Genomic DNA, 26,703 nt, shown 5'->3' on the forward strand with positions numbered 1-26,703 from the left:
TTAAAAGAATTGCCGTGCATTCAAGTCAGATAATTTCTTTACTGCAAGCAGTAAGGTAGTAAGTCCGAAATTGATTTTTTCGGATGGGACATTGGAAATTTTCACTTGCAATAGATGATCTTTGGAATGATGATGCAGATAGTATTTTTCACTCGAACTGATGATAATACGATGTTGCTGCATGATTTGCCGAAGTTTCTCGATCGAGACAGGTCTTTTAAGCAAGAGATGGGTATGTGTCCCTGTTTGAATAGGTGGAAAGGTAATATACTCTTCCATATTCATGGATATCAGTGTTTCGTACATAATTTGCATTCGTTTGCTATAGGAGGATCGTATTTTTTTAAGGTGGTAGTTGTACATGCCGTTTTTGATATAAATTTCTAAGCCTGCCTGAGACAGCATGGAGCTGTCAATATCTTGCGTTTTTTTGTAATGACGAAAGAGAGAGATTAGTTCAGTTGGTAGAATGGTTACCCCTACTCTAAGTCCAGGGAATATAACTTTCGAAAAACTCTTGAGATAAATGATATGACCATTCTGGCTAGAGTAAATCGGGTCTGCTTTTGTATCCATCTCCAAATCTAGCAAGTAATCATCTTCTACAATATAAACATCATATCGCTTCGCTAACTCTGCTATTGATTTTTTCTCTTTTTGATGGAGAGATGTTCCTAAAGGATTTTGAAAACGAGGCATGGTATAAAAAAATTTGATCTGCTCAGTGCGAAAGAGTTGTTCAAGTAAGTTCAGATCTAGTCCATCTCTTGTTCGACGAATTCCGATAACTGGTTTTTGGAGTAACTCCAGCATTTGAATAAACAGGTGATAACTTGGTTGCTCAATAAGAATGGTTTCTTTTTTGTTTGGAAAAGGCATCATGGTTAGTATGGATAGTGCCTGTTGTACACCAGAAGTGATAGCAAATTGTTCACTATGTGCGAATACTTGATGATCAGCTAGTTGTTTTTGTAACACATCAATCAGGGAAGGCAATCCCTGCGGTATGCCGTATAGGAATAGTTCATTTTGATATCGGTCGATCGCTTGATTTAGACAATGTTGAAAATCCCGATAAGGAAATAAATCTCGGTCTGGGGAGGCAGAAGCGAAATCAATGATAGGATTTGGATTTTGGAGCTGTTGATTTTCGTGTTTCACTACATAATAACCACTCTGTGGTATCGAATAAATCAGATGTTGCCGTTCTAGTTCTGTATAGGCACGAATAATCGTACTCTTGCTGCACTGATATTGCTCAGCGAGCTGTCGAATAGATGGTAAACTCTGTCCTTCCTTCCAGATGCCATGGATTAATTTTTCGTGCAGATCTTGTATTACTTCTTCATATTTATACATATTGCTCATCCTTTCTGTACCGGTACAGTATAGGTAATGTGATATTTTCATTCAAAAATTATTTGCGTATAGTAACCTTGAAAGGCTGGTCAGCCAAATAAGAAAGGAGGTTCCGGTTATGAGAACAGGAATCAAGATGGCGTATGCCGCTGCTATTACGTATTCGATCCTCATTGGGTTATCGTTTATGTTTGTGAAATTAATTGTTCATACTGCTTCAGCCTTTGATATTCTGGCTGTTCGATTTTTACTTTCTTTGGTGATGCTTACTATCCCTATTCTATTCGGATGGATAAAGCTCCAAATAAAGCTTAAAGATATCTTCCGGCTCATTCCACTAGCTGTTTTGTACCCTATTTTCTTTTTTACTTTTCAAACATGGGGATTGTTAGGAGCAACTTCTGCTGAAGGTGGGATCATTCAAGCAACAGCACCAATCTTTACCGCTGTTCTGGCTGCTTTTGTGTTAAACGAAAAAACGAACTTATGGCAGAAATTGTTTTTAATCCTCTCTGTGGGAGGAGTAATTTTTATCTTTGTTATGCAAGGAAGCGCTATATCGATCGGACATCTCGGAAGTATTGGATTTCTACTTTTGTCTACTTTCTCTTTTGCAGTATACACCATATTGGTGCGTCGTATCGGTCAAACCTACAAATCATATGATTTGAGTTATGTGATTATCATGCTGGCTTCTATCAGCTTTATCATCATTAGCATGGTGGAGCATGTTTTAAGCGGAACAATGGATGAGATAGTAAAGCCATTCTATCAACCTATTTATTTATACAGCATTTTTTATTTAGCAGCTTTTAGTAGTGTTTCATCGATTTTGCTTTCCAATTATGCTCTTTCTAAATTAGAAGCTTACAAAGTAAGTGTTTTTAATAACTTAAGTACACTAGTTTCGATTCTTGCAGGTGTTGTATTTCTCAATGAACCGATCACTTCTGTTCATGTGATTGGTGCCTTCATGATCATAGTGGGGGTTGTTGGAACCAATTTAGCAGGTCAATGGAGTAGAAGATCGGAGTTAACGATAAAAAATGAAAAAGGTGATTCTTATGAATAAAATAGAACAAACTTTTGATGAAGTATTAAGAGAACGTCATGCAGTTCGTCACTATCAAAAAGATCATGCTATTTCCCAAAAAGAGTTGCAAGAGATCATCCAACTTGCCCAAACAGCCCCTTCAGCATGGAATCTACATCATTGGAGGGTAATTGTAATTCAAGATCCTGCTCAAAAGAGAGCAATTTTACCAATCGCGTACAACCAGCAACAAGTAGTGGATGCATCCGTTGTCTTTGTCGTTCTGGGAGATCTCGAAGCAAATAAATCAGCAGATGCGGTTCATCGACCACTTGTGGATGCAGGTCTCATGTCAGAAAAAGCTTATCAAAAGGCATTACAAGATATCGACAATGCTTACCAAGCCCCCTTATCTATAAGACGTGAAAGTGCATTTTTAAATGCTTCTTTATTTGCCATGCAACTCATGTTAGCTTTGAAATCAAGAGGGTATGATTCTGTTCCCATGGGGGGTTTTCAAGCGGATCAATTAATAGAAGAACTTCGTATACCTGAACGTTATATTCCTATTATGATGATTGCCGCAGGAATAGCCACCGCTCCAGCGTATAAAACCATACGTTTTCCTATAGAAGATATTGTTATTCATGAGTCTTTTTAACTACAAAAAGGAACCATCCTTGATTTTTATCTAGGATGGTTCCTTTTGTATCTATACGTGATTATTGTCGAGAAGAAGAAGAGGTGAAAAAGTCACCGATTGCGCTAAATAGGCTTCCAAGCCATTCAAAGATAGTATCAAAAAATCCTTGAGGATTTACACTTAATATATTACTAAGACTTCCACGGAGTTTGGAAATCTGATCACTCAATTGGCTATAGTCGATATCAAGGGTAGAGAATGCTTGACCGTATTGAACCAATTGATTGATGGTGGTTTGATTTAGATTAATGTTTAAGTCTCCAGCAACATTGACAATAATATCTCTATATTCTTGTGGAGTTGTTGGTTTTTGAGTTGCAATTTCTTGTTTTAAGTTGTTCATAAACTGAGCAGCTTGGTTACCAGCAGTCTGTGAATTACCACCGATATCTTTTGCGACATCCTGCGTTGTTACAATTTCTTGGTTTGCTACTTGTTTTTGGTTTTCACTGATTGGTTTACCTGTTGCTTGTTCAAATGCTTTGATAATCCCAGTAAGACCAGCAGTACCAGATACACGGATTGGAGCAGTTACATAAATATCTGCATCTTTAACACCTGCTGTAATCGCAGCATTTGCGTACATCGCATCAGTGATATAAGTGATATTATTTGTTTTTACAGAGATCCCTGATCCTGGAGCAGCGATTGTAATTTTCGCCGAAGATAAGGCACGTGTTCCAATCTGTCCAGCAGGCATGTATTTTCCTAGATATTGATGTTCTTCTTGGTTTGTGACGTAGATTTTATTTACATTGCTAGGTACTTTCATTTCCGCTAAAATGCTGTCCTGCTGTTGTAAAGTCAGGTCTTTCCCTAATGTTACAACTGTCTCTCCTTCAACAGCATCCGCAAAGGCTCCAGTAGGAAGAGCGATCGTAAATGCGGTCAAAACAGAAAGTGTTACCAAAGAAAGCTTTGATAAAAGTTTCAAAGTCAAACCTCCTTAAAAAATAAGAAACAAGTACAAAGAGGGCTTATAGTCCCTCTTTATTTTACCGTTTTGTGACTCGGAAGTGAACAGGAATTTATTTAAATACAGGTTCTTTGTATTGGGCAAGTTTTTCAAGAGATGTCTTATCTACATCAGCGTGCAGACTATTGCCATGGGAATCCATGGTTACGATAGCAGCGAAGTTTTCCACGTTTAGGTGCCACATCGCTTCTGGTACCCCAAAGTTTAAGAAGTCTACCCCTTCTACATCTTTGATACACTCAGCATAATATTGTGCAGCTCCACCGATAGCATTGAGATAAACAGCTCCATGCTCCTGTAGACCTTGTAACGTTTTTGCACCCATTCCACCTTTTCCGATGACTACTTTCATGCCAAATTTTTTGATGATATCTGATTGATAAGGTTCTTCCCGGATACTAGTAGTAGGACCAGCAGCTTTGACATGCCATTTTCCTTCCTCATCTTTGAGCATAACAGGTCCACAGTGATAAATAACACTTCCTTCTAGATCAACAGGAGAATCATGATCCATCAAATATTTATGAAGTGCGTCTCGTCCTGTATGAATCAACCCATTTATCACCACGACATCTCCAACTTTGAGGTCGCGAATTTGTTCTTCTGTGATAGGGGTAGTAAGTACTACTTGCCGATTTGAACTCTTGGATTCTTCTTGAGTTTTTGGCTTTCCTTCTACTTTGGGTCTTTCTTCTTTATATAACCAGTTTTGGATTTCTCCAGTTGTTGGATTGATCGCAACACCTTGACGGCGAAAAGCCCAACAATTATATGCCACCGAGACAAAGAAGCTCGCTGGTAGACGGTTCATGACACCGATTTTACAACCAAGTAAGGTGGTATTTCCACCAAATCCCATGGTACCAATGCCTAAGGTATTTCCTTTTTCTAAAATATATTCTTCTAATTTAGCAAGATCTTCGATTGGATTTACATCATCCACATGACGGAATAGTTGCTGCTTTGCAAGTTCATAACCAGTTGTACGATCTCCGCCAATTCCAACTCCGATAAAACCAGCACTACATCCTTGTCCTTGAGCTTGGTAAATACTGTGCAAGATACACTTGCGAATTCCATCTAGATCTCTTCCTGCTCGACCTAATCCTTCTAATTCAGTTGGAAGACTATATTGAATGTTTTTATTCTCACAACCTCCACCTTTTAAAATAAGCCGAACATCAATGTAATCTTTTTCCCACTGATGGAAGTGAATAACAGGTGTCCCAGGACCTAGATTGTCACCTGTATTTGCCCCAGTCAAGGAATCAACAGAGTTAGAGCGGAGTTTTCCTTGTTTGGTAGCTGTTGCGATAGCATTTTTGATCGCTTTTTCCATCTCTAATTGATTGGCACCTATTGGTACATGAAGGATAAAAGTAGGCATACCTGTATCTTGGCAGATAGGAGACACTTTTTCCTCTGCCATTTGAATGTTTTCCGTAATTCTTGCAAGTGCCAGTGCTGCTCGAGTTCCACTGTCTTCTTGTGCAGTTGCTTTGTCGATTGCAACGCGCACATCTGGTGACAATTGGGTGGATGTATCTGTGATCAGGGTAAGCATAGATTGTTCAAATGATTGCATGTTAAAAACCTCTCTTTTTTCGCCACAAAGTCAACTTTATTTTAACATACTCATGCAAGATGTCTGTGGAGAAAACAGTGATGTAATTATAGAGGAATAATTTAATTTAAATTTTATCATTAGAATATAACATAATATTGTTTGATTTAATGAGTTGAAATGTTTTGAGGGTAACAGCCGGTGCTGATTTGTGGTTTTTGAATATATAGAAAGTATGCAGGTGTGAAGATGAGAGGTGCGGGAAATGAAACGGAAAAGAAAGTCTAATATGGAAAATCAAGTATATTCAAACAGAGTTCTTCGATCTGAGTTCGACAGAAATTGGAAGACCAAACTGACAACCAACGGATATATAGAATATATTGCCACTGCAAATAGAGCTAGAGTTATCGTACTTTTGGCGGGAGGAGTACAAAAACTACTCATTTTCCCCAGAGGAGGAAGGATTTTAGTTGGCGGTGGAGGAACAAGCCACTATAGTAAACCGCATAAAGCTGTATCTATTTAAAAATATACTAGGGATAAATCTACTGATGAATTATCTAGTAACGAAAAAACTCCCTTTCAAAATAGGGAGTTTTTCACATCCATTCATGAGCCCAATTCTCGATCGAGTCAAGTACGGGTTGCAAGGCTTTTCCTTTATCCGTAAGTGTATATTCAATGCGGACAGGTGTCTCGGGATAAACTTGCCGATTGATTAGTCCTGACGCCTCTAATTCTTTTAGGCGTTCGGCTAACATTCGTTCGCTCATCTGCGGAATTTGCTCCCGGATATCACGAAAACGGCGTTTTTCCTCCATGAGAACCCGCAAGATAAGACCCGTCCATTTTTTTGCTAAAATTTCAATTGCAGCTTCAAATTTAGGACAGATGCAACTTTCCACCGAATTCCCTCCACTTCTTAACAGTTAGCGACTTATTTTTTATTTATTATAGCATAGTATGTTCGTTTCGTGTCTTGAAAACACTCTCTAATTTGTGCATTCGAGTATCCTTTTGTTAACAAATAACGAAATTGATCAAGAAGCAAAGGGGACCAACTTAAACCAAGTGCGGTTTGCGTAAAAGAATGGGCAGCTATTTCCCGTAGTCTCAATAGAGATCGTTTTACTAAAAATGGCCCCCTTTGTTTAATTACAACTGGGCGAAACTTAAGATCTGTTCTTCCGATTGTCGTTTCTTCTAAATGGTGAAACCATTCATGGTAAGCATGTAGTGCGATTATATCAATTTGGGGAATATCGCCAATTTCTTTTGATATAAATTGCCCGATTTCTCTCATTGAATTTTTATAGATGAAAATGGTTTGCTTTTTTTTATGATACTGCGCTCGAATGGTAGATTGCTCAGGATGTTGATCTAGTAAACGAATACGAATATCTTCTTTCAGCACATCATTAAAAAAATCAAGATGATTCATGTCCGTGTATCGCTTTGCTGTTTGTTCTCCTATATGAATAGCTTTCTTCAGATAGTCTTCCAACTCTTCCTCAGGTAAAAAAGAGTAGTATGGATCACGTTCTAACTCTAAAAAGGACAGGTAAAGAGGAGACAGATCTGGCCAATATTTCTCCCAATCAAATTGAAGATTTCTTTTGGTTTGTAAAATAGACATAAAAAATCCCCGTTTCCTGTTTTTTTACATTTATGAACGGGGAGGCTTGGCTCATTCCTGTAACAAATTTAGAAACCATTTTTTTAAGTCAATAAGGCGAAGGTGTTCGGGTTGGTTATCCATGCCTGTTACAATCATAGGCACAAGGGAATCTAAATGATGTAAGGAACCATGGGAAGCTCCTTTATGTTTAGGTGAGGCTTTCCCTACTAACTCGTAACCTGGAGATATAGTAATGATGATATTCCGGCTTGCTGGGTCCATTGCTCCTGCTAATCGAGATAATGCATCAGGATAGAGACCATACTGGATTTGATGATCATCCAGTGTTAAGTCTAGAATAGAGATATCTCCTTCAAGCTGCCATTTTTGATTATATTCATCTGTGTAATCTCCATCTGGTCGGAAGCTTAAAGCCCCATCAGTTTGTCCGCTTACCACATGGATCCATCTATCTTCTGTTTGCCATGCAATGACATCTATTTTTTTTTCTGCCTTACATAAACGGACTATGTCTTGATAAGATATATTATCATCCAAAATAGTTATATAACTCATTCGCTCATTTACACAAATGATAAGTTGGTCTTGCGGTTTTGGCGTATCTCTTGAAAGTGGCATAATCGAATAAGGTCGAAGTATTTTACGTAAGTCTACATAAGTATCCTTTTTCATCATGTTGGTCTGGCCACTATCCCCTAATACAATGAAATTACATTTTTGTATAGCTTCCTCCCATGAACCAAAGGCATTTAAAATGGGACTGATCTCTTCATCGACTTTTTTTATCCCTTTTCCTTCAGATGTTCCTTTTTTATGTACAACTGTGTCATTTCCTGGGAAATAAACGAGGGAAAGAGGTGGTAATTTGTCTTCTTCGATTAGGGAAATAATTTCCATCGATGAAAAATGATCATTCATGCCGAATTTTGACAAGAATGTTTTTGGTAGTGATTTTTTTGTTATGTTGAACAGTGAGCCAAATGAGAAATGAGATGGTACGGATGTTTCAACATTTCTAGGCAGCAAACCAAACAACCATGCTAACCAAGGTGTTTTTAGTGTTGCAGGTTGGTTACCGCGGTAAATCATTGAATTAATAGCAGCAGTAGGCTTTTCTGTTGCTTCGTGAATAGTTTCTACGTCTTTACTTATTAATTTTTGATTTAATTGCATGATTGCAGCATGAAGTACACGCTTAAGCCCGAAAAATAAAATTTCTTTTGGACCAGTACCAAAGTTGAACACTTTTTTTTGCTGGGAATGATAATAGGTAAGACCATAAATTCCATGTTTGTTGGGAGGTTCACCTGTTAACATGGTAGTATCAATAGATACAGACATTGTAGGAAACGAACTGACTACTCTAGGAAAATAAGTTCCATTATCACGAAGAAACTGTAGAGTGGGGGCTCGTCCCGCTTGGATTTCTTCTTGTAATGGAGTGTCCATTAAGGAGTCGATTAACAAGCATATAATTGGTTTATGTATAATGAAAGTTCCCTCCTTCATCTGTTCAACCATATAATTATCTTTCCACCAAAAAATTCCTTCTATGTAAAGGGTGATTGCAATGGATTTTCTTACAAAAATTTCTAAAAAAGAAATAACTGCTCGAATTAAGCGTTTACAATCGGAATTACGCAATCATGAGATACCTGCAGCTCTTATTACACAAAATGTAGATCTTTTCTACTACACAGGGTCTATGCAAAACGGTATACTCTATGTTCCTGAATCAGGAGATCCTGTGTTTTATGTGAAAAAAAGTGTAGTTCGTGCGGCAGTGGAGAGTTCGATTGAAGTGGAGCCATTAGGGAGAATGAGAACATTTGGAGAGCGAATACAGGCTCGCTTTGGTAAACCAAATACATTAGGCTTGGAACTTGATGTGTTACCTTATCAGCTAGGTGTTCGTTATCAGCAGATGCTAGATACTGAAATCAAAGACATCACGCCCATTATTCGCTTGCAGCGTGCAGTAAAATCAGACTACGAACTAACGCAAATTCAACAGGCCGCTATATTAGTTGATGAAGTAATTCAACAATTGCCTGCTTGGATATCAACAGGTATGACAGAAGTACAATTAGCAGCGAAAATGGAGCATTACTTACGAGTACGTGGAAATATAAATCTCAATCGAATGCGGGGTTACAACCAAGAACTGTCACTTGGAATGGTAGCTTCTGGTGCAGCAGCAGCAACTCCAACTTATTTTGATGGTCCTGCTGGTGGCTTAGGACTGACAGTTGCTAGTCCGCAAGGTGCTAGTTTCAAAAAATTAGCTCAAAATGAACCAATTTTGCTCGATTTTAGCACAGTAGTAGAAGGTTATATGATTGATCAAACACGAATTGCTGTTATTGGTTCACTAGATGATGATTTGGTACAAGCATATGAAGTAAGTCGAAGTATTTTACGTGCTGTAGAACTGTTAGGAAAACCAGGAGTTACATGGGAGAGTTTATATCAGCATGCTTTAAAAATAGTGGAAGATGCTGGTTTACAAGCTTATTTTATGGGATTCGGAGATGACCAAGCGAAGTTTTTGGGACATGGGGTAGGTTTGGAGATTGATGAGTTCCCTATTTTGGCAAAAGGATTTCAACAAGCCTTACAAGAGAATATGGTTATTGCGATTGAGCCTAAGTTCACCTTTCCTGGTAGGGGTGTTGTCGGAATAGAAAATACATATGTGGTCAAAAGTAACGGATTAGTATCGCTATCCATTTCTAGCGAAGATATCATCACCATTTGAAAAGGCTTTGACTGCATGAAAATGAATCTCTGGCCCAATAATTGTACATTTCGTCATGGATAGGTTAAGGTTTGTAGCTACTTATCCATGATTTTTTATAAAACGGAGGTTTATTTTCGTCAACGTTGATAGAAAAGTAATATATATGATAAAATTAGTTTGAAAAAAATAAATAAATACTATATTTAAAGATTTTCTCTTATCGAGAGTGGCGGAGGGACTGGCCCGATGAAGCCCGGCAACCAATTGATCGTGATCAATAAGGTGCCAAATCCTGCAGGAATTCCTGGAAGATAAGAGAAGAAGCGGTGTTTAAAACCAGCCTCTTCTCTTCAGAGAAGAGGTTTTTTAATGCGAGGAAATGGGTTAGGGGGATGAACGAATGAAAAAAATGGAGACGGAATTAGCGCAGATAGGCTGTAGAAGGGAACCGAAAACAGGATCTATTAATTTTCCTGTTTATTTTGCAACTGCTTATGAACATGTTGGTGGAGTAAGTACAGGTTATGATTATACGCGAACGGCTAATCCGACCCGAGATGTTCTGCAAGAAAGCATTGCAAGATTAGAACAAGGAGATGAAGGTTTTGCTTGTAGTTCAGGAATGGCAGCTATTCAAACGGTGATGGGACTGTTTTCACAAGGGGATCATTTGATTGTCTCTCTTGATCTTTATGGTGGAACTTATCGACTGTTTGAAGAAAACCTTCGACGCTTCGGTCTAGATTTTTCTTATGTAGATTTGCGTAATATGGACGAAGTGGAGAATGCTATACAAGCGAATACACGGGCTATTTTTATCGAAACACCTACCAACCCATTGATGCAGGTCGCTGATATACAAGCGCTTTGCAGTTTAGCTCGCAGACATCAGATCATAACCATTGTGGATAATACTTTTTTGACACCATATTTCCAACGTCCTATCGAATTAGGTGCTGATGTTGTCATTCATAGCGCAACGAAGTATTTAGGCGGTCACAATGATGTACTTGCTGGTTTGATCGTGACAAAAGGATCTGAATTATCAGAGCATGTAAGGTATTTGCATAACGCCATAGGGGCGAGTTTAGGACCTCATGACTGCTATTTGTTGATGAGGGGAATGAAAACACTCGCTTTACGGATGGATCGTCACCAAGAAAATGCTCTACAGTTAGCACAATTTCTTCGTGAACATTCGTTGATCAAGGGTGAAGTATATTATCCAGCTCTCGATGAGAAGGGAAAAGATACGCATCTAAAACAAGCGGGTGGCTTTGGAGGTATGCTGTCCTTTCGGTTAGCTGATGCTAATCTTATCCGGCCGTTTTTACATCATCTGAAATTGATTACTTTTGCAGAAAGCTTAGGCGGGGTGGAAAGCCTAATTACTTATCCAGCGACACAAACGCATGCAGATATACCAGAGGAAATTCGGCTAAAGGTAGGAGTTTGTGACCGATTACTTCGTTTATCAGTAGGAATAGAGCATATTGATGATTTGCGTGCAGATTTAGAACAAGCCTTATCCTATGCTAATGAATACTATTCTTGATTAATACTAGAATATACTTTTATAGACGTATAACAGACACAAACATATGATAAATTCCATATTATCTGAATTATGATATAAGGGATATCAGATGAGAGGATTCAACTTACATGAAAAAACTATTAGCATATGGTTTGGCTTTTGGGCTTATCATTACTTTCTCTGCTTCTACTACATTAGTTGATGCAAAAACAACTGTTAAAGTCTATAAAAACTGTACAGAGCTTAACAAAATATATAAGGGAGGAGTTGCACGCTATTCCTTCACAAAGAATAAAGGCGGCAAAACATATTATAAGCCGTATGTATCAAAAGTTATCTATGACGCGAATAAAAGATTAGATCGTGATAAAGATTTAATCGCTTGTGAACGATAAACAGATGCCACTCACATTGAGTGGTATTTCATATTATGGGGTTATTGAGTTAAATGAAGAGTAAAGTCGATTTTGGAAATTACATTTTAGAGCAGTATAACTTGGCGTGATTTGGCACTCCACCAAAGTGTGATGGAAGTAAAAGAAGTAAGAAAAATAATTAAAAACAGATGGAACCCATTTTTGCTTAAAATCCCTTTTTTGCTCTCACCTATAGGTGTATGGTCTCATAAGATAACTTGACTGTATCCCTGACCCTCATATCTAAATGCTCGAGCAAGGAAGGGTGGCATAGAAGTTGCACAATCAGAAGGGGAAAACCCTGCTTACCAATCGGGAGAGGGAAGTATTTGAGTTATTGGTTCAAGATAAGACCACCAAAGACATCGCCGGTCAATTGTTTATCAGTGAGAAAACCGTTCGCAATCACATCAGTAATATGATGTGTACCATTTGAGAAAATAATATCCTGAAAATGTTTATCTAGAAGCATCTCCTGAATGCATGATTCAGGGGATGCTTGATTTCTAATTAATTGGATGAGATGAAGTGACTTTTCTGTAGAATCTTTGCTTGAGTTTGTGTTTCAGAATGTTTCCATTAATATTAATGAACACTTGGCTGCTATAGAATTGAACCGTGTGATAAACATAAATACCAAAAGGGATTTTGTCTATATCATTGGATGCAGCGATATATATATATGATAGAATTATAAGTTGATGCTTATAAATATTAAATTCACTTTTTTTTACTAGGCAATAAATTAGGAGGTTCACAATATTAATATGACAAAGTTAAAAGACCTTCCTTGGTATCTAGTATCTGATTCATCGAAAGAACCTGAAACATTGGATGATCTTTATAGAATCATGGATCTACAAAAAATTTCAGAAAAAGATTTAAATGATGAGGGAAAATTGAAAAAAAAGAGATTATTGGAGGAGGAATTCAAGAAACACAAATCAGATTTTATAAATTATTTTCTTGAAAAGATAACTAATCTTTCAGAAAAAACCAACTTTGAGCTATTAGATGAGAATACTTTTTTGATGCCTTATATTTCAAAGAAAATGCTAAGGCTTAATTCTGGGCCAGTGTTAACATCAGATCATGATTATGAGTTTGATTTGATGATACTAGAAAAACTTCATGTAGCCCAAATTTTAATAGATGTTATAGAAACATTTAAAGATGCAGATGATTTTGACTCTTATCTTGCTGACCAGTGGTATTTATATATGAAAATCACACGCACTTATATCAGAACAGGAAAAATAGATCAAGCAAGAGAATGGTTTTTTCAAGATAAATGGAACGATTATTTTCTTGATGTGGATGATCCTGATGTCTTTTGTTTTAATGGATTAACTGATGACATAGTGAAGTTTCTGTGTGATCATTTTTCGATGCTTAGTGTGGAGCAACTACAGAAATGGTCTTTGGTCATGTTATGGGAATCTCATTGGATAGATCCAGAAGATCCATCTGTACTGTTTTTTAAGCTGGCCAAAGAAAAGGAGTCTTTGTCAGAGGATTACAAACTGCTATATAGCTTATATGATAATGCAGAACTGATAAAAACAGATCCTGAAGCATACATAAGCATCCATTTTCAACAGCTTAAAAACATAATCAAAAAGATGAAAAAAGATTTCATTCAGACAGTTGGAGTGGAGTTTACTAGTATTTTAGAACAGATCAATAACCTTTTTTTCTTCTCCAATGGAGATCTGGATGAATATAAAGCAAAATACTTGAATGAGCGAACTCAATGGTTGTTAAAACACTTCAATTCACTCACCAATGGTCAGAAGCAAATTATCGCAAATGTCTATGTAGATGAGGAACTATTTGAGGAATGCAAAAAGGATAATACATATCCTATCTTCGTCGAGCTGTATGAGAATGCTTCTCCAGAAAAATCTTCTTTTTATAGAAAAAGATATCGTTTCTATTTAGCATATAGCTATTATTTTATTGGTAATGCTATAGAAGCTCAAACGTTATATGAAGAACATTTAATTGATAATCCCCATTGTGGTTCTACGCTTAACAATTTAGGGGTTATTCATAAGAATAATAAGGATTACAATAAGGCTCTGGAATACTTCCAAAAAGCACTAGACATACATCCTGAAGAAGAGTTATATCAGCAAAATAGAGAGAAAGCAAAAAAGGCGATCAATGATTTGGAAGAAAAACCACAAAGAATAAAAGAGCAGTATTTTAAAACAAATTCGAAACATAAGAAGATCATGTTTACGATCTACAAACTTAATGGAGAAAAAATCATAGATGACGATCTTCTGAAAAAAGTAACAGGGTTATACAAAGGGTATAATCAACTCATTAAATTACTTTTGGAAAAAGAACTAATTCAGTATACAGAACGGCATGGATACCAACTCGATCCAATTGCTTATAAGTTGGCTCAAGACTGGATTGATCCTAAAGTCGAGCGACAAATCATTCACCATGTAGAACATCAACGATTTCGACCAATATTTTTCCATGAGTCGGAAATCAATTTGTATCGAGCATTGGTTGATCTATTTCCACAAAATCTTGTTTTCCCCAATATGTCACTAAAAACAATCATTGATGCAGAGAAAATGAAAAACCAGGTAGAACCAGACATTTTGAATTACTTTTATAAAGCACATGTTGATTTTGCTATCATTTCGAATATCACCTATCTACCTATTATTTGCTTTGAAAAAGATAGTACTTACCACGATACCGATTATGCAAAAGAAAATGATGGAAAGAAAAATCTACTCTTCCAACTAGCAGGTATTCCCTTGCTTCGGTTGAGATTTAATAGCAACATGGAATATGAGCGTTTAAAGGAAGAAGTACGTTTGACCACCAAGGAATTGTTGCAAGATATCAAGCAAAGTAGTTTGAGCCAAAGTAATGATCTGTTAAAGCAATTTAGCTTAAGAACGTTTGGCTTGGATACAGATTTAGATCTAGAGGAAGTCAAAGCATTTATAAAAGATAAAATGACGGATCTATTGTACAAGGAAGTTCACCATATTGAATGGCTTAAAGAAGAGGCAACTTTACTTGTTCGTATCAGTAGCTCTGGTAAGCAATTGATCCAGTTGGTAGAGTCACAATTGAAGAACGAAATATGGCAAAAATATCGCATGATAAACAACATAAACTTCTTGGATGCGGTTACTCCTTGAAATTAGGTCAAGGTGTGGAAGAGTACCTTCTCCCTTATTTTTCAATTAGATATCCTTCATCCTCTACGATAAAATAGAAAATCCGACATAATTGAAAGAGAGGAATAGTTTGGTAGGAGAAATTGCATGGGAAAATGAGAATTACCGAATCGAGGTATTGGATCGAAAAGCTTATGCTGTAGAGAAAGAGTCTGAAATGGAATTAGCTAGCACAATTTTCTTAGGTGATTTAGATACCACGATTTCTACTTTGAAGAGAGCAATGGTATTTCAAGAACTTGGGAATCCGAGCTCAAAGGTTATTTGGAAAAATGAAGAACTTTTTCTCGAAATCGGATTTAGTGGCGAGAGTTTGTATCTGAAAAGCCAAGTGAACAATACAATTATTGCTTCTTTTAACCTCGATTCACTTGAAGTTGTAAGTGTCATAAAAAAGATTTGGCCTTTTTGTAATTTATTGTGTTTAAACTGAAAAACTCCTGATAAAAAGGAGTTTTTCTTTGAATTGCGAGTATTAAATCTACTATAAAGATGCAATTAGCATGGAAGCAAACTTAAAACATCTCAAGTAATGAATCTAATAAATTCTGTAATCCCTTGTCTTCCATATTAAAGGTATACTATCATCATACAAAGATGGTTCTTTATCTGAATAGGCTTTGAGTAAGTCTAACTGACATGTCTTACATTTAACTGAATCGATTTCCCATCCTTCATATTCAATATCTCCATTCCGTGGATCAACAATGGAAATATCTTGACCATATAAATATAACGAAAAATCTCCACATAGAAAACACGTTCGAACTTCATCAGCCCAGCTATCTTCTGTTATTTTATTTTTCATCTCATCAGATGTACCATCATATTCAGTTGGATAATAAGTCGGCATGTTGTAGCATGCATATCCGATTGCTTTATTCAGGCAAATTAATTTATGATCATATTTTTGTTTTTTGCTCATCACCATGAAGTTACTGATAACATCTATATTAGACAGAGGTTTTTGATATTTCCAAAGACGTTCATAACCTTTGTAGTGGGAATTTTCAATTGAAGTGATTACTAAAGGAAGTACTTGTTTACTAATAAAAATGTCAAATTCAGAGTATTTCATTATCCAAGTTCCATCGTGCCAAGCAGTATTTCTCCAAAAATTAAGGGATTTAAGAGTGTTAAAATGGCCATCTTTTCTAATTACTCTACATATTTCTGGTTTGGAATCATCTCCTGCGAAACTTTTGAGTCGAACTAATGCACTGTGAAATTCAATGGATTTAGTATCCAAACCTATTTTATATTCACCTTGAATTAACTTTAAAATTTCCGTACCATTATCATGATTAATTTTCATTGCAAGTATTGGATTAATTAATCTTAAAACATCTTTCATAAACAATTCAAAGAAATGGTGAAAATGAAAAATTGTTTGTAAATATTTTTCTTGATACTCAGTATTTGAATTTATATTTTCTTCGCCCTCAATAACAGAAAGGTCTTTAGTTGAAAAATAAGATAAAAGAGCTAATTTTAACGATAAGAAAGCAGACATTGTTTTATCTTTTTCGCTAAAAGGCACTTTATGTCCATATTGTGCTAATAATTCTTTACTCATGTATTTCCAATCCTTTATTAGAATGTGAATCATTATAAGTATTTGAATTGTATCATAATTGGCAAGTTTGCTGGTACTGCTTCATCCAGAAATGCCTTTTGTATGAGTTTAAAAACTTATAGTCATTTATTTGGTATTTATCAAGTGGATTCTTCCTTTTTCATATTAACGAATAGAGTAAAGATACAGTACCTGTAATCAAAATTTCGCACAAAAAAACAGCCAACCTATCAATTGGACTGTTTTAAATGTATTTATCTTATTTTTTAAATTGGATACCCAGTAATACAAATATCTTTTCCAAATCGTTCTATTGAGATGTTATCTAGTTCAACAGCCTGTGCCATTAAATCAAATCCTTTACCACCAATAGGAGTAATACTTCGCTTTCCTCCAAGTAGTTTTGGAGCAATGAAGGATATCACTTTGTTTATAAGAGAAGCTTCGAGCATGGACCAATTAAGTTGTCCACCACCCTCCAACAAAACGGATTTGACTCCGTTTTCTCCAAGAATCTTCATCGTTTTTACTAGATCAACGGTGTTACTGCCAGCGCGAAATACTTTTACTCCACGCTCTTCCAGTTGTTTTGCTTTCTCCTCGTTTGCTTCTTCGGAACAAAAAACCCATGTTTGTGCTTCATCAGTAGTGTTAACTAAAGTGTAGTCAAGAGGAATACGCAGTTTACTGTCAGTTACGATCCGGATTGGATTCTTCCCCCCACCTTCAGGTAGGCGTGTTGTTAAACTTGGATTATCGTTTATAACCGTATTGGCTCCTACCATAATTCCATCGAGATTGTGGCGCATATAATGTACATTTTCCCGAGAGATACTATTTGTTAGCCACTTGCTGTCTCCAGATTCAGTGGCCAATTTCCCATCTAAGGTCATGGCCGTCTTCAAAACAACGAAAGGTAATTTCGTTTAATAATTTAAGATTTCTTGTTGATTAAACTCCATACTAAATTTCCTCCTAGTTTATAACATGAATCGATATTCAAACTGGTACACATCTGTCCGACTAGTAAGTAGGCAGTATTCTACCAACTTGCTTGACGCATCAAAGGTTTTTCTCGTAATCCTTGCCACGGGTGTAATCTTATCCCCAGGAGCATTCTCATCTAATTCTAAAAGATCAATTTCTTCTTCAGAAGGATTACTATCCACAATCAAAACTTCTTCACAAGAAATTGGTTTTCGCCCAAAACTTTCTAAAGTTTTATACAGGCTAAGGGATGGATTCTCCTTAACCCCTTCCAAAATCTTTTGTATTTCCTCTATTGGTAAAGAATTAGGTAGATAAGATTCAGATATTGTGATTGGCTTATTGTCCCTGTTCTGTAAAACTCGATAATACAAAACGGGTGGTTGTAACTCTCTGCGGACATCTTCTGAAAGGCCCGCTAAAGTGGTGTGAATTCTAAGTTCTAGATATGTCTTTGTGGCTTTTCCTTTGTGATATCTGCCAAAACCTTTATGGGTTGAAGAGGACCGTCCCAAAAGCCAATCAACGGAAACATTATATAAGTCAGCCAATTTTGACAGAGTTTCCGGATCTGGATCGCGGTCCCCTTTTTCAAATAGTGAAAGGGAACTGTTACTTATACCTAATTTTTCAGCAGCTTCTTTTTGCTTTAAATCAGCCGTTAATCTTGCTTCTTTTAAGCGTTGTGGCAACAACATGTTGATTTTTCACCTCGATTTCTTACTGACTTAGTATAGTGTACGTCATAATTAACAAAATGAAAAGAAAATTTACAATGTGTAAATCATTGTATTTATTTTACATATTGTAAATTATATACTTGGTTTATTGATAGGAAATAAAAAATTCTGAAAAGGTGATGCCGATGATGAAAACAGTCATCATTATTGGCTTAATCCTAGTGATAGCACCAGTTATCCTAATATTCCGATTTAAATATGACCAAATAGAAGCAGCTCTACAACGAACCAAAGATAAGATTATATCCTTGATGCCTCGCTGGATCAGAGGAAAGTAATTTTTGAACTTTGAAAATGGAATAGGAGAGATTTTGATGGACTTTATTGGGATTATTGGACTTCTCATCTCTATAATCATAGGAGTTTTGACAGTCATAGGAGTTGTAAGATTGGCTGCATCATATGCAAGTGGTGATTCCAAAGGTTCAAAAAAGGAAATCAAATACTGTGTAATTGTTTGTTTCTGCCTAGGGTTACTTCCGGGACTGGGGCCAATAGCAATAAATGCAGGAATAGCAGTAGTTAAGCCTGTGAATGCAATTGTAAATTCTGTTTCTCATCAAAGTGGAAAACGAAGCTACAAAATCAGTAGAAGGTAATTAACATGAATCCGCTCTGGTAGACAGTGAACAATAAAGAAATTCATATCCATACAGGAAATCGTTCTTATGAGTTTCATTACCAAAAGATAAAAGGTTTGTTTTGGAAACTGATACTCGTTTCATATGCAATAGGACTTGCCCTATCCTTTACGATCATCGTTGTTATACCGTTGGTGATCGTAGCGATATTGTGGATTAGAAGAGGATTCAAATTTGGAATTTTCAATGGAGTACGCAGAGTACTTCGAATAGCTTCACCAAAGTAAAAAAGGCAGGGGATAGAATGAATAAAAAAGATGATCCACTAGTGAGTAGCAAAGTAAAAAGCCGTCCAGAAGTACAGGATAGTGTGGATGCTATTATATATAAGGAAATGAATGATAGTGTAGATGTAAAAAACATTATAGCATTGCAAGCGAGAAAATCCACGGTTTAAATCGTGAGATGAAAGCAAGCGTTGGATGAGGGGAAAAGATTTTTCCTTCACCAGTTCAACTTTTGAAAAAGCAAGTTTACAAACAAGTATTCGCATGGTGATATATGTATAGTAGCAGCAGACGAAAACCAAGTTGCTCGCGGCAAAGAAGAAATCAACAAACGAAAACCGTGGGGCACACGGGGTTAGCTTGGTAATGAAATAGTCATTAGGCTATCGTCCCAAGAATCCAACGGCTTTAGCCGTGTGGAGTTGTCAAAGATATAATCCATCTAATTAATATGGAGAAAGATAAGATACTAATGATTGTTAAGACAATGTGCTAGTTGTTTTCTTCTGGTTCTTCTCTTTCTATAGCAGCAAGAAGAATGGCTCTAATACTATCTTGTTGCTTTTTCGTTAGCTTATGTCCATCATAGACAAGCTCCTTCTCCAGAAGGGCTTTTTTTATTTGTTTTATATCAAGTTCTTTATCATTATTCATCGGTTCTTTTTTTATAGGTGTAAGGTCATCTGTTTTGCCGAGTAAATAGTCTGTTGAAACATCGAAATGATCTGCGAGTATGATTAGATTTTTTAACTCGGGATTTCGAAACCCTCTTTCGTAGTTAGAGATCATGCCTCTTGAAAGTCCAGTTCTCCGTCCCAGTTCTTCTTGACTTATACCTTCATTTTCTCTTAATTTGATCAATCTATCCTTATTGATTTTGTTCATGAGGAGTACTCCTTTTATTTTAAACGTTATTCATTACTAGCAATTATATGAAACTTGAAGTTGCAAAGGTGGTGACAACATGTGAATTAAATTGATCGAGATGAGAGGGAAGATGTCTCGTACTCACGTTGCTAAATCCCTTGAAATTACAACTCAAATGTTAGGTGCAATAGATCGTGGTGACAGAAATCCTTCACTTTCCTTTGCGAAGAAAATTGCTGATTACTATGGTGTCTCAATAGATGATCTTTTTTTGATTATAACAGCAACTTGAAGTTGCGTAAATTTCAATTAGCATAGTGAAGCTGGCGAACATTGAAACTTGAAAAATGGCTTAACTACGAAATTTTCTTGTCTGTATCTAAGACGATCTATAAGAAGTACGAATGATTTAACAACCTAAATCATTTTGCATGAAAAGTCGGTTCTACACAAGTCCCAATATTCGTTCTATTTTTATCGATGCAAATTTTAAATAAGACATGCTTTTATGGATTGAATGTCTGCATACATTGAATGGAAGGGGTGATTAGTTTGAAGAAACCAAAACTTAGTGTCGGTAAGGAAATATACGGTGCAAAAGATATCAAACAGGCTTTTTACGAAGCATTTGCACCGTATTTCGAACAGAACAATATGCACCCTGCAAGATTTGTAAGTTGGATCACACAAGAGCCCAAAAAACGTGTGGGGAGTAGTTAGCCCCTTTTTTGATAAAGATCTGGACAAGCATGGAAAGGATGACGTAAGAAATGGCACGATCTCGAAATATTAAGCCAGGATTTTTTCTAAATGATTTATTGGCGGAAGTTGATCCTCTTGGAAGATTACTCTTTGCCGGACTTTGGACAATAGCTGACAGAGAAGGAAGAATGGAGGATCGTCCCAAGAGAATTAAAGCTGAGATTTTACCATATGACAATTGCGATGTAGTTGAGTTATTGGACGAGCTTAACAATAGAAATTTCATCATGCGTTATCAGGTAGATGGTGGGAAATATATACAGATTACTGGCTGGCATAAACATCAAAATCCACATGTAAAAGAAAAAGCGAGTACGATACCAGCACCGGACTTGTCCAATGCAAGTACTGTACAAGCACTACAAGACAATAAACAAGAAAAAAGTAGTTCTGGTTCTGGTAATGACAAAGAAAAAAAGATAAAGAAAATTAAGCAAGCTGATTCAGATGAAATGGAAAAAGAAAAAACTTTTGAAAATGACGGATCAGCGAAATCCTTTAAAAAATAAAGGGGTTTCGAAAGAACCGGAAAAGCACCATAAAAGTACAGTACAAGAACCAGAAAAGCATACAACAAATCCTGATATGCCGTAAAGAGATACGGCGATTGGAGTTAAAAGTGATGGATCGTATTATACGTCCGATACCTGTTTGCAACTGTTTTAAAGAAAAGATGCTTCAGGAAGAGAGAGAAAAAGAATTGGTGGAGCAGCGGGCGCGGGTGAGGCGCATCTATGGAGAGGGATTTGCAAAGAGTCTGATCAGATAACTGATAACTCATTGACTGAGTTTTCTAATCTAGTATGCTGAGAATTTAAAAGTACATATCCGGTTTCTGAGACTTTTAGGATACATGTTTCCCTATATCAATTTTTTGTTTAAAAAAATATAAAAATAATATTATAAACGTTTATTATAAATCCTCCATATTTACGGACGGATCTGTAGTATAATTAACTCAAGAGCGAATATTTGGGAGGATGGGAATAATGCAAATGGGTTATATCCGAGTTTCCAGTAAAGACCAAAACGAAGAACGCCAAGTTAGAAAAATGTTGGATCTCGGAATTGAGGAACGAATGATTTTTATTGATAAGCAAAGTAGTAAAGACTTTGATCGTCCAAGTTATCAAACGATGAAACGATTTATTCGAGAAGGCGATTTAATTTATATTGATGCGTTAGATCGCTTGGGGCGTGACTATGATGGGATCATCCGAGAGTGGAAAGAGATCACAAGAGAGCTAAATGCCGATATCATTGTATTGGAAAACCGAGCTTTGTTTGATAGTCGTAAATTCAAATCTATGGGAGATATGGGAAAATTAATGGAAGATCAATTTCTTAGCCTGTTGTCTTTTGTTGCTGAACAGGAGCGCAAGAAAATTAGACAGCGACAAGCGGAAGGCAAAGCAGTAGCAAAAGCAAATGGCAAGCGTTTAGGACGCCCACAGTTGAATCTAAATACCATTTCCGAGCAGCAAAAAAAGGTTTTACAGGACAATTATAAACGGTGGAAAACGCAGGAAATAACTGGTGTCCAGTTTATGAAACTTCTTAATTTAAAGAAAAACACTTTTTATAAAATCTTAAAGGAATTTGAAAACACTCAAAGTACAACCGTGGAGGCTTCTTAATCTATGAGAGAGATCAAATTTAGAGTCTTCGCTAAAGATGAACGATTCCCAAAGGGTAAGATACACTACCCAGATACATTAACTGAAATCGACGAGGTTATGGATCAGATTAACACCACAGATATATCATTGATGCAATATACTGGTTTATTGGATCATAATGGGAAAGAAATTTATGAAGGCGACATTATAAAGACAGATTTTCAAAAAAATGCAGTCGTAAGTTTTGAAAATGGCTGCTTTATGATCGGTGGAAAAAGAGGAATATCGATTGATCATTATTTGAATTCAGGCTTGCAGGTTATTGGGAATATACATGAGAATCCGGAATTATTGACGTAAAACCAGTAACCGTCACACTATGGAGGACAAATATGAAGCAAGTCATAATTTTTAGATCAAACTCAGAAGATGATATACAAAAAACAATTAATAGTTGGATTACAGCGAATAACAAAGTCAATGAAATTTTAGATATTAAATTAAACTCCTAACAAGACAATAGTTATTCTACCATACATTATTTTACAGCTATGATTATCTATGAGAAGAAGAGAAGCAACTGAACTTATGAACCTTAATTTGAACAACAATATGAAAATGGATAGGTGAACGAGAAAAGTAAAGCCGTCACCGTCAAAATGAAAGGAGTCGTTATTGTATGTCTGAAGGTATCAAAAGTGAGATTATGAGTGCCATAGATAGATTAAGTGAAAAAGATATGAGATTTCTTTTTGCCTTAGCGATTGGATATATCGATGACAAAAGAATCTTACAAGCAATTCTAGAACGTGCTGAGTCTATGGAAGCATGACCTACTGACTTAAAAATAATCAAACAAACTCAACTGCTACCCAGGATCAAAATGTAATCGAAACTGCTTCTGCGACATTCTGTACCGGCCAATTGCAAGTTGTCCACTTCTATCACATGGGCCAAAGAATACTTGAACATTACAAGAGGTCACAATATCGATCTTAGCAGTAACACCTTCATATGGAGTTTGAGAATTACCATACCAGATATCGTTATTGCAAAGCGTGGAGTAGATATGATTGTGTAGCAAAAGATTTTGAATGATGTGTTTTCCTAAGATAAATAAAAAGGCGGGATTTCCGCCTTTACTTTGAATATGTCTTTGTGTATTTCATATCAAATCACCGTTCATCTTGTTCATATTTCATCGTCTCACACCGTCTCGAATGCGGGTTTATCCGTTTTTTATCTCCTTAAATGCAATACGTGAATAATGCGTCGTTATCCCCTTATCCTTCATGTCTTTATATGTTGGAAATCTTCCCAGCTCATCGGTTAATATTTTTGCTGTTTATATAGCTTTGCTTCGTGCTTCTGTGTTTGCTTGAAATAGATGATCTTGTCTCTTTTCTTCTTGGTAGAATCCGATTTGACGCTTAAACGGTATGACGTGGGTTTCTTGTGCTTCCTTTTGATCATCTACTATAGGAGTGACAACTATCTCTTGTAATGACTCGGGTTGTCTTCTGAAATACTCAGGAAGACCATCTTTTATTATTTTCTTGCGTTTCTCCTCCGATTTTCGAGCTTCTTTTATCAAACATAAGTCCGGCTTACGAGACTCCCATTTCATCCATTCCATTTTCTGAATGATTTTCTCTTCGTTGATATCTTATTTGGCTTGTTTCAAGTGTTCTTTAAGGCTTTTTACATGCGGTTCATGGCTTCTTGTCCAAAGCCATACAAGTGTATTCTCCATGAGCCACATAGCCCCGCTTATTGCTACTCCAACAACGGAGCCAACTATTAAATTTTTCTGTGCCAATCCATACATATTTACTGCTGTTACAAATCCTAAACTGGTGAAGTATCTAATTTCTAAGAAAATTGGGACATTTCGTTGTAAAGCTCGTTGTCTTCCTCGTATAACAGCAAGGATGCGAAGAGTATTTCCACAAGTCCTGCTGTTAAATATGGGTTGAGACCTAATCCTCCTGATAATTTCGTTGTGTTCTGAAAAGATAAAGCGATGACGATTAACGCAATCACCACTACGATTCCTAGGACAACGATGTCAAGCGGTGTTCTTTTTTTCATGATGTGTACCTCCTGTGTATTTGATCATAGATATATAATATATCATAGATGTAATAGATATCAAGCATATGCTATAGTTAATTCAAAAACATTGGAGAGATTTAAATGGCTAGAAAAAACAAAAATATATTATTGGATGAGGATTTATACAAAGAAGTGAAGGCATTGGCTGCTATTCAGAAGGAAAGAACCTATACAAATGATCTGATTGAAGAAGGTATGCGTTTGGTGTTAATCAAATACGGAGTAAGAAAAGAAAAAAACGAGAAAAAAGAAGAATGATTGTCTATAAAGTAACAAACAAAGTTGATGGGAAGGTTTATAAGTGTTGACTATTCATAATCATGAAGCAGAGTGTACAGAAAGAGGCTAACCAACATGCATAAAAGGAAAAGAAAGAGCAACACAAATCAAACTCAGGTTCCAACCAAACAATACACAGTTAAAGAGCCAACGGAGTTGCTGGTTTTTTTATTGAATACTTTATCAAATCTTGGCCGGAACTCCGTTAAATCCCTATTGAGCCATGGACAAGTATTGGTAAACGATCAAGCCGTGACGAAATACAATTTTCCACTACAACCTGGACAAACGGTATCCATTCGTAAGATAAAGATTACAAATACACCACTCATGACAGGAGTTATTATTTTACATGAAGATGAGGATATCATCGTAATTGAGAAGGAAGCTGGATTGTTATCGGTTTCTTCTTCTAAAGAGAACGAATTAACAGCCTATCGACAGCTTATGGATCATGTCCGTAGAGGGAATCCTAAAAACCGGATTTTTGTCGTGCATCGTTTGGATCGAGACACATCTGGGGTGATGATGTTTGCCAAAAGCAAAGAGGTACAACAAACCATGCAAAATTCATGGAAAGACATAGTACAGGAGCGTCTTTACATTGCCCTTGTTGAGGGATCGGTAAAGAAAACAGAGGGTACTATTTCATCTTGGCTGAAAGAGACTACAACTTTCAAAACATATTCAAGTACTCGTCCGAATGATGGGAAACTTGCTGTGACACATTACGAAGTAATTAAATCCAATCAAAACTTTTCTTTATTGAAGGTGAATCTCGACACTGGACGGAAAAATCAAATCCGTGTACATATGCAGGATATAGGGCATTCCATTGTAGGTGATAAGAAATATGGTTCACGTATGAAACCAATTGGTCGACTTGGACTTCATGCTCAGGTCTTATCGTTTGTACATCCCACAACTGGTCTCCTGCTACGTTTTGAAACAAAAATCCCTAAGTCGTTTTTAAGTCCTTTTCGAAGCACACCTACGAAATAAACTAATTATGAGAATACATAAATGTTTACGTGGCCCAGAACAAGCATCCAGCGATGGAGGAACAACGAGACCATATAATTGTATCTGGGTAAACCCCGCATTTTTGAGGTGCGCCAAGAATTACTTCTTTTTGGAGTAGAACCAGAAACTGAACGACGAACCCTAATTCGACCAATAAATGGAATTTATCTGATGGACTAGAGCGTGAACCATCTCACTATCCTTATATGATTACAGGAGGTTGTTCTACATGAAGCAAAACAAACAGTTTGGTATAGAAATTAGTGGCACTATCTTTGCAAAGGATGAAAATACAAACATTGACCATGATGAATTTTTGGATAAATTTATTGAGTTTGTGGAGAAGAATAATTGGTTGTTTGGAGGAGGAACAAAGCAAGTAGATAAGGATGGAGAGGTAGTAAAATAATTAATATCTATTAATCCATAGACTCAACAGCTGGCCATGATCAAAATGTAATCAAAACAGATTATGTCATCACTGTAACAGTCAATTGCAAGCCATCCACCGTTATCACGTGATCAAATGATGCTGATCAGAAGTCATAGCGTCGATTTTAATGTCGATACATCTTCATATGGAGTTTGAGATTTACCATAGCAGATACACCTATAGAGGCAAATGAGAACTTTTATTGCAAAACGTGTGGTGGATATGATGTATTGCAAAAGAATTTGAATG

At 36.4% G+C, this 26,703-nt stretch carries 35 protein-coding genes, 1 pseudogene and 1 riboswitch; of the genes and pseudogenes, 23 read left to right on the top strand and 13 right to left on the bottom strand.

Annotated elements, in window-relative coordinates:
- Positions 1-1,359: an aminotransferase-like domain-containing protein gene (locus MK805_RS06230; RefSeq protein ID WP_240874729.1), complete on the bottom strand. Its 1,359-nt coding sequence runs from the start codon at positions 1,357-1,359 to the stop codon at positions 1-3.
- A 118-nt stretch (positions 1,360-1,477) separates the two neighbouring features.
- Here MK805_RS06230 and MK805_RS06235 point away from each other — a divergent pair, with 118 nt between their 5' ends.
- Positions 1,478-2,431 carry a DMT family transporter gene (locus MK805_RS06235; protein ID WP_240874730.1) on the top strand — a complete coding sequence of 318 codons (954 nt, stop codon included), beginning with the start codon at positions 1,478-1,480 and terminating at the stop codon, positions 2,429-2,431.
- Positions 2,424-3,053 carry a nitroreductase family protein gene (locus tag MK805_RS06240; RefSeq protein WP_240874731.1) on the top strand — a complete coding sequence of 210 codons (630 nt, stop codon included), beginning with the start codon at positions 2,424-2,426 and terminating at the stop codon, positions 3,051-3,053. The genes MK805_RS06235 and MK805_RS06240 overlap by 8 nt, the downstream gene beginning before the upstream one ends.
- A 61-nt stretch (positions 3,054-3,114) precedes the next feature.
- Here MK805_RS06240 and MK805_RS06245 read toward each other — a convergent pair whose 3' ends face one another.
- On the bottom strand, positions 3,115-4,029 hold the full coding sequence (locus MK805_RS06245) for a DUF1002 domain-containing protein (RefSeq protein ID WP_240874732.1): 915 nt from the start codon (positions 4,027-4,029) through the stop codon (positions 3,115-3,117).
- Positions 4,030-4,123: 94 nt separating this feature from the next.
- The gene (locus tag MK805_RS06250; protein WP_240874733.1) at positions 4,124-5,656 is read right to left on the bottom strand and encodes a fumarate hydratase; all 1,533 of its coding nucleotides are present in this window, start codon (positions 5,654-5,656) and stop codon (positions 4,124-4,126) included.
- Between the two features lie 244 nt (positions 5,657-5,900).
- On the opposite strand from MK805_RS06250, the gene MK805_RS06255 reads away from it, so the two are divergent.
- Positions 5,901-6,164: a hypothetical protein gene (locus MK805_RS06255; protein ID WP_240874734.1), complete on the top strand. Its 264-nt coding sequence runs from the start codon at positions 5,901-5,903 to the stop codon at positions 6,162-6,164.
- 73 nt (positions 6,165-6,237) lie between these two features.
- Here the strand turns inward: MK805_RS06255 and MK805_RS06260 are convergent, their stop codons facing one another.
- Genes MK805_RS06260 through MK805_RS06270 form a run of 3 tightly spaced genes read right to left on the bottom strand, consistent with a single transcriptional unit; the run spans position 6,238 to position 8,744 of the window.
- Positions 6,238-6,543: a winged helix-turn-helix transcriptional regulator gene (locus tag MK805_RS06260; RefSeq protein ID WP_240874735.1), complete on the bottom strand. Its 306-nt coding sequence runs from the start codon at positions 6,541-6,543 to the stop codon at positions 6,238-6,240.
- Between the two features lie 32 nt (positions 6,544-6,575).
- Entirely contained in the window at positions 6,576-7,274 is a 699-nt protein-coding gene (locus MK805_RS06265) for a hypothetical protein (RefSeq protein ID WP_240874736.1), read from the bottom strand.
- Between the two features lie 51 nt (positions 7,275-7,325).
- Positions 7,326-8,744, bottom strand: coding sequence for an alkaline phosphatase family protein (locus MK805_RS06270; RefSeq protein WP_240874737.1), 1,419 nt, complete (start codon positions 8,742-8,744; stop codon positions 7,326-7,328).
- Between the two features lie 103 nt (positions 8,745-8,847).
- Here MK805_RS06270 and MK805_RS06275 point away from each other — a divergent pair, with 103 nt between their 5' ends.
- The 6 genes from MK805_RS06275 to MK805_RS06300 all read left to right on the top strand — a co-directional run bounded on the left by MK805_RS06275 (position 8,848) and on the right by MK805_RS06300 (position 15,618).
- Entirely contained in the window at positions 8,848-10,035 is a 1,188-nt protein-coding gene (locus MK805_RS06275; RefSeq protein ID WP_240874738.1) for a M24 family metallopeptidase, read from the top strand.
- 196 nt (positions 10,036-10,231) lie between these two features.
- Positions 10,232-10,335, top strand: a riboswitch (SAM riboswitch).
- A gap of 82 nt (positions 10,336-10,417) precedes the next feature.
- Positions 10,418-11,572: an aminotransferase class I/II-fold pyridoxal phosphate-dependent enzyme gene (locus MK805_RS06280; protein ID WP_240874739.1), complete on the top strand. Its 1,155-nt coding sequence runs from the start codon at positions 10,418-10,420 to the stop codon at positions 11,570-11,572.
- A 110-nt stretch (positions 11,573-11,682) separates the two neighbouring features.
- Positions 11,683-11,949, top strand: coding sequence for an excalibur calcium-binding domain-containing protein (locus MK805_RS06285; protein ID WP_240874740.1), 267 nt, complete (start codon positions 11,683-11,685; stop codon positions 11,947-11,949).
- A gap of 298 nt (positions 11,950-12,247) precedes the next feature.
- Entirely contained in the window at positions 12,248-12,406 is a 159-nt protein-coding gene (locus MK805_RS06290) for a LuxR C-terminal-related transcriptional regulator (RefSeq protein ID WP_240874741.1), read from the top strand.
- Between the two features lie 331 nt (positions 12,407-12,737).
- Positions 12,738-15,146, top strand: coding sequence for a DUF2726 domain-containing protein (locus MK805_RS06295; protein ID WP_240874742.1), 2,409 nt, complete (start codon positions 12,738-12,740; stop codon positions 15,144-15,146).
- Between the two features lie 157 nt (positions 15,147-15,303).
- Positions 15,304-15,618 carry a hypothetical protein gene (locus tag MK805_RS06300; RefSeq protein WP_240874743.1) on the top strand — a complete coding sequence of 105 codons (315 nt, stop codon included), beginning with the start codon at positions 15,304-15,306 and terminating at the stop codon, positions 15,616-15,618.
- A 105-nt stretch (positions 15,619-15,723) separates the two neighbouring features.
- Here the strand turns inward: MK805_RS06300 and MK805_RS06305 are convergent, their stop codons facing one another.
- The 3 genes and pseudogenes from MK805_RS06305 to MK805_RS06315 form a co-directional block, all read right to left on the bottom strand.
- On the bottom strand, positions 15,724-16,761 hold the full coding sequence (locus tag MK805_RS06305) for a hypothetical protein (RefSeq protein ID WP_240874744.1): 1,038 nt from the start codon (positions 16,759-16,761) through the stop codon (positions 15,724-15,726).
- Positions 16,762-17,027: 266 nt separating this feature from the next.
- A pseudogene (ribD, locus tag MK805_RS06310) lies at positions 17,028-17,672 on the bottom strand (bifunctional diaminohydroxyphosphoribosylaminopyrimidine deaminase/5-amino-6-(5-phosphoribosylamino)uracil reductase RibD); the annotation flags it as partial.
- A 69-nt stretch (positions 17,673-17,741) separates the two neighbouring features.
- Complete coding sequence (locus MK805_RS06315; RefSeq protein WP_275092325.1) at positions 17,742-18,446, bottom strand: helix-turn-helix domain-containing protein; 705 nt, start codon at positions 18,444-18,446, stop codon at positions 17,742-17,744.
- 167 nt (positions 18,447-18,613) lie between these two features.
- On the opposite strand from MK805_RS06315, the gene MK805_RS06325 reads away from it, so the two are divergent.
- Genes MK805_RS06325 through MK805_RS06340 form a run of 4 tightly spaced genes read left to right on the top strand, consistent with a single transcriptional unit; the run spans position 18,614 to position 19,526 of the window.
- A complete protein-coding gene (locus MK805_RS06325) occupies positions 18,614-18,766 on the top strand; it encodes a hypothetical protein (RefSeq protein ID WP_240874746.1) in 153 nt (50 codons plus the stop codon).
- Positions 18,767-18,769: 3 nt separating this feature from the next.
- Entirely contained in the window at positions 18,770-19,087 is a 318-nt protein-coding gene (locus MK805_RS06330) for a hypothetical protein (RefSeq protein WP_240874747.1), read from the top strand.
- 26 nt (positions 19,088-19,113) lie between these two features.
- A complete protein-coding gene (locus MK805_RS06335; protein WP_240874748.1) occupies positions 19,114-19,356 on the top strand; it encodes a hypothetical protein in 243 nt (80 codons plus the stop codon).
- A gap of 17 nt (positions 19,357-19,373) precedes the next feature.
- Positions 19,374-19,526 carry a hypothetical protein gene (locus MK805_RS06340; RefSeq protein WP_240874749.1) on the top strand — a complete coding sequence of 51 codons (153 nt, stop codon included), beginning with the start codon at positions 19,374-19,376 and terminating at the stop codon, positions 19,524-19,526.
- 322 nt (positions 19,527-19,848) lie between these two features.
- On the opposite strand, the gene MK805_RS06345 is transcribed toward MK805_RS06340, so the two are convergent.
- Positions 19,849-20,241, bottom strand: a complete 393-nt coding sequence (locus MK805_RS06345; protein WP_240874750.1) for a helix-turn-helix domain-containing protein — start codon at positions 20,239-20,241, stop codon at positions 19,849-19,851.
- A gap of 112 nt (positions 20,242-20,353) precedes the next feature.
- On the opposite strand from MK805_RS06345, the gene MK805_RS06350 reads away from it, so the two are divergent.
- From MK805_RS06350 to MK805_RS06380, 7 genes are all read left to right on the top strand, one after another.
- Positions 20,354-20,515: a helix-turn-helix transcriptional regulator gene (locus MK805_RS06350; protein ID WP_240874751.1), complete on the top strand. Its 162-nt coding sequence runs from the start codon at positions 20,354-20,356 to the stop codon at positions 20,513-20,515.
- Positions 20,516-20,775: 260 nt separating this feature from the next.
- A complete protein-coding gene (locus tag MK805_RS06355) occupies positions 20,776-20,943 on the top strand; it encodes a hypothetical protein (RefSeq protein WP_240874752.1) in 168 nt (55 codons plus the stop codon).
- 50 nt (positions 20,944-20,993) lie between these two features.
- Positions 20,994-21,494, top strand: coding sequence for a hypothetical protein (locus MK805_RS06360; RefSeq protein ID WP_240874753.1), 501 nt, complete (start codon positions 20,994-20,996; stop codon positions 21,492-21,494).
- A gap of 113 nt (positions 21,495-21,607) precedes the next feature.
- Complete coding sequence (locus tag MK805_RS06365) at positions 21,608-21,754, top strand: hypothetical protein (protein ID WP_240874754.1); 147 nt, start codon at positions 21,608-21,610, stop codon at positions 21,752-21,754.
- A gap of 220 nt (positions 21,755-21,974) precedes the next feature.
- Positions 21,975-22,622, top strand: coding sequence for a recombinase family protein (locus tag MK805_RS06370; protein ID WP_240874755.1), 648 nt, complete (start codon positions 21,975-21,977; stop codon positions 22,620-22,622).
- A gap of 3 nt (positions 22,623-22,625) precedes the next feature.
- Positions 22,626-22,964 (top strand): YopX family protein, encoded by a 339-nt coding sequence (locus MK805_RS06375; RefSeq protein WP_240874756.1) that lies wholly within the window; start codon positions 22,626-22,628, stop codon positions 22,962-22,964.
- Between the two features lie 319 nt (positions 22,965-23,283).
- Positions 23,284-23,436 (top strand): hypothetical protein, encoded by a 153-nt coding sequence (locus MK805_RS06380; RefSeq protein ID WP_240874757.1) that lies wholly within the window; start codon positions 23,284-23,286, stop codon positions 23,434-23,436.
- Positions 23,437-23,949: 513 nt separating this feature from the next.
- Here MK805_RS06380 and MK805_RS06385 read toward each other — a convergent pair.
- Genes MK805_RS06385 through MK805_RS06395 form a run of 3 tightly spaced genes read right to left on the bottom strand, consistent with a single transcriptional unit; the run spans position 23,950 to position 24,695 of the window.
- Positions 23,950-24,231 (bottom strand): hypothetical protein, encoded by a 282-nt coding sequence (locus MK805_RS06385; protein ID WP_240874758.1) that lies wholly within the window; start codon positions 24,229-24,231, stop codon positions 23,950-23,952.
- A gap of 39 nt (positions 24,232-24,270) precedes the next feature.
- Positions 24,271-24,423 carry a hypothetical protein gene (locus tag MK805_RS06390; RefSeq protein WP_240874759.1) on the bottom strand — a complete coding sequence of 51 codons (153 nt, stop codon included), beginning with the start codon at positions 24,421-24,423 and terminating at the stop codon, positions 24,271-24,273.
- A gap of 53 nt (positions 24,424-24,476) precedes the next feature.
- Complete coding sequence (locus MK805_RS06395) at positions 24,477-24,695, bottom strand: hypothetical protein (RefSeq protein WP_240874760.1); 219 nt, start codon at positions 24,693-24,695, stop codon at positions 24,477-24,479.
- Between the two features lie 105 nt (positions 24,696-24,800).
- On the opposite strand from MK805_RS06395, the gene MK805_RS06400 reads away from it, so the two are divergent.
- The 3 genes from MK805_RS06400 to MK805_RS06410 all read left to right on the top strand — a co-directional run bounded on the left by MK805_RS06400 (position 24,801) and on the right by MK805_RS06410 (position 26,430).
- A complete protein-coding gene (locus tag MK805_RS06400; protein ID WP_169818330.1) occupies positions 24,801-24,977 on the top strand; it encodes a hypothetical protein in 177 nt (58 codons plus the stop codon).
- A gap of 96 nt (positions 24,978-25,073) precedes the next feature.
- Entirely contained in the window at positions 25,074-26,000 is a 927-nt protein-coding gene (locus MK805_RS06405; protein ID WP_240874761.1) for an RluA family pseudouridine synthase, read from the top strand.
- A gap of 250 nt (positions 26,001-26,250) precedes the next feature.
- Positions 26,251-26,430 carry a hypothetical protein gene (locus MK805_RS06410; protein ID WP_240874762.1) on the top strand — a complete coding sequence of 60 codons (180 nt, stop codon included), beginning with the start codon at positions 26,251-26,253 and terminating at the stop codon, positions 26,428-26,430.
- The last annotated feature ends 273 nt before the right edge of the window (positions 26,431-26,703 follow it).

The organism is Shimazuella soli (assembly GCF_022511585.1).
Taxonomy (GTDB): domain Bacteria; phylum Bacillota; class Bacilli; order Thermoactinomycetales; family Thermoactinomycetaceae; genus Shimazuella; species Shimazuella soli.

Bases quoted from the DNA above. Each gene is read 5' to 3' on its own strand.
- MK805_RS06230 (WP_240874729.1), bottom strand. From the start codon at position 1,359: ATGTATAAATATGAAGAAGTAATACAAGATCTGCACGAAAAATTAATC.
- MK805_RS06315 (WP_275092325.1), bottom strand. From the start codon at position 18,446: ATGTTGTTGCCACAACGCTTAAAAGAAGCAAGATTAACGGCTGATTTA.
- MK805_RS06350 (WP_240874751.1), top strand. From the start codon at position 20,354: ATGTCTCGTACTCACGTTGCTAAATCCCTTGAAATTACAACTCAAATG.
- MK805_RS06265 (WP_240874736.1), bottom strand. From the start codon at position 7,274: ATGTCTATTTTACAAACCAAAAGAAATCTTCAATTTGATTGGGAGAAA.
- MK805_RS06255 (WP_240874734.1), top strand. From the start codon at position 5,901: ATGAAACGGAAAAGAAAGTCTAATATGGAAAATCAAGTATATTCAAAC.
- MK805_RS06395 (WP_240874760.1), bottom strand. From the start codon at position 24,695: ATGAAAAAAAGAACACCGCTTGACATCGTTGTCCTAGGAATCGTAGTG.
- MK805_RS06365 (WP_240874754.1), top strand. From the start codon at position 21,608: ATGGATCGTATTATACGTCCGATACCTGTTTGCAACTGTTTTAAAGAA.
- MK805_RS06295 (WP_240874742.1), top strand. From the start codon at position 12,738: ATGACAAAGTTAAAAGACCTTCCTTGGTATCTAGTATCTGATTCATCG.
- MK805_RS06285 (WP_240874740.1), top strand. From the start codon at position 11,683: ATGAAAAAACTATTAGCATATGGTTTGGCTTTTGGGCTTATCATTACT.
- MK805_RS06405 (WP_240874761.1), top strand. From the start codon at position 25,074: ATGCATAAAAGGAAAAGAAAGAGCAACACAAATCAAACTCAGGTTCCA.
- MK805_RS06370 (WP_240874755.1), top strand. From the start codon at position 21,975: ATGCAAATGGGTTATATCCGAGTTTCCAGTAAAGACCAAAACGAAGAA.
- MK805_RS06325 (WP_240874746.1), top strand. From the start codon at position 18,614: ATGATGAAAACAGTCATCATTATTGGCTTAATCCTAGTGATAGCACCA.
- MK805_RS06400 (WP_169818330.1), top strand. From the start codon at position 24,801: ATGGCTAGAAAAAACAAAAATATATTATTGGATGAGGATTTATACAAA.
- MK805_RS06250 (WP_240874733.1), bottom strand. From the start codon at position 5,656: ATGCAATCATTTGAACAATCTATGCTTACCCTGATCACAGATACATCC.
- MK805_RS06340 (WP_240874749.1), top strand. From the start codon at position 19,374: ATGAATAAAAAAGATGATCCACTAGTGAGTAGCAAAGTAAAAAGCCGT.
- MK805_RS06280 (WP_240874739.1), top strand. From the start codon at position 10,418: ATGAAAAAAATGGAGACGGAATTAGCGCAGATAGGCTGTAGAAGGGAA.
- MK805_RS06275 (WP_240874738.1), top strand. From the start codon at position 8,848: ATGGATTTTCTTACAAAAATTTCTAAAAAAGAAATAACTGCTCGAATT.
- MK805_RS06380 (WP_240874757.1), top strand. From the start codon at position 23,284: ATGTCTGAAGGTATCAAAAGTGAGATTATGAGTGCCATAGATAGATTA.
- MK805_RS06410 (WP_240874762.1), top strand. From the start codon at position 26,251: ATGAAGCAAAACAAACAGTTTGGTATAGAAATTAGTGGCACTATCTTT.
- MK805_RS06345 (WP_240874750.1), bottom strand. From the start codon at position 20,241: ATGAACAAAATCAATAAGGATAGATTGATCAAATTAAGAGAAAATGAA.
- MK805_RS06240 (WP_240874731.1), top strand. From the start codon at position 2,424: ATGAATAAAATAGAACAAACTTTTGATGAAGTATTAAGAGAACGTCAT.
- MK805_RS06305 (WP_240874744.1), bottom strand. From the start codon at position 16,761: ATGAGTAAAGAATTATTAGCACAATATGGACATAAAGTGCCTTTTAGC.
- MK805_RS06360 (WP_240874753.1), top strand. From the start codon at position 20,994: ATGGCACGATCTCGAAATATTAAGCCAGGATTTTTTCTAAATGATTTA.
- MK805_RS06385 (WP_240874758.1), bottom strand. From the start codon at position 24,231: ATGAAATGGGAGTCTCGTAAGCCGGACTTATGTTTGATAAAAGAAGCT.
- MK805_RS06375 (WP_240874756.1), top strand. From the start codon at position 22,626: ATGAGAGAGATCAAATTTAGAGTCTTCGCTAAAGATGAACGATTCCCA.
- MK805_RS06235 (WP_240874730.1), top strand. From the start codon at position 1,478: ATGAGAACAGGAATCAAGATGGCGTATGCCGCTGCTATTACGTATTCG.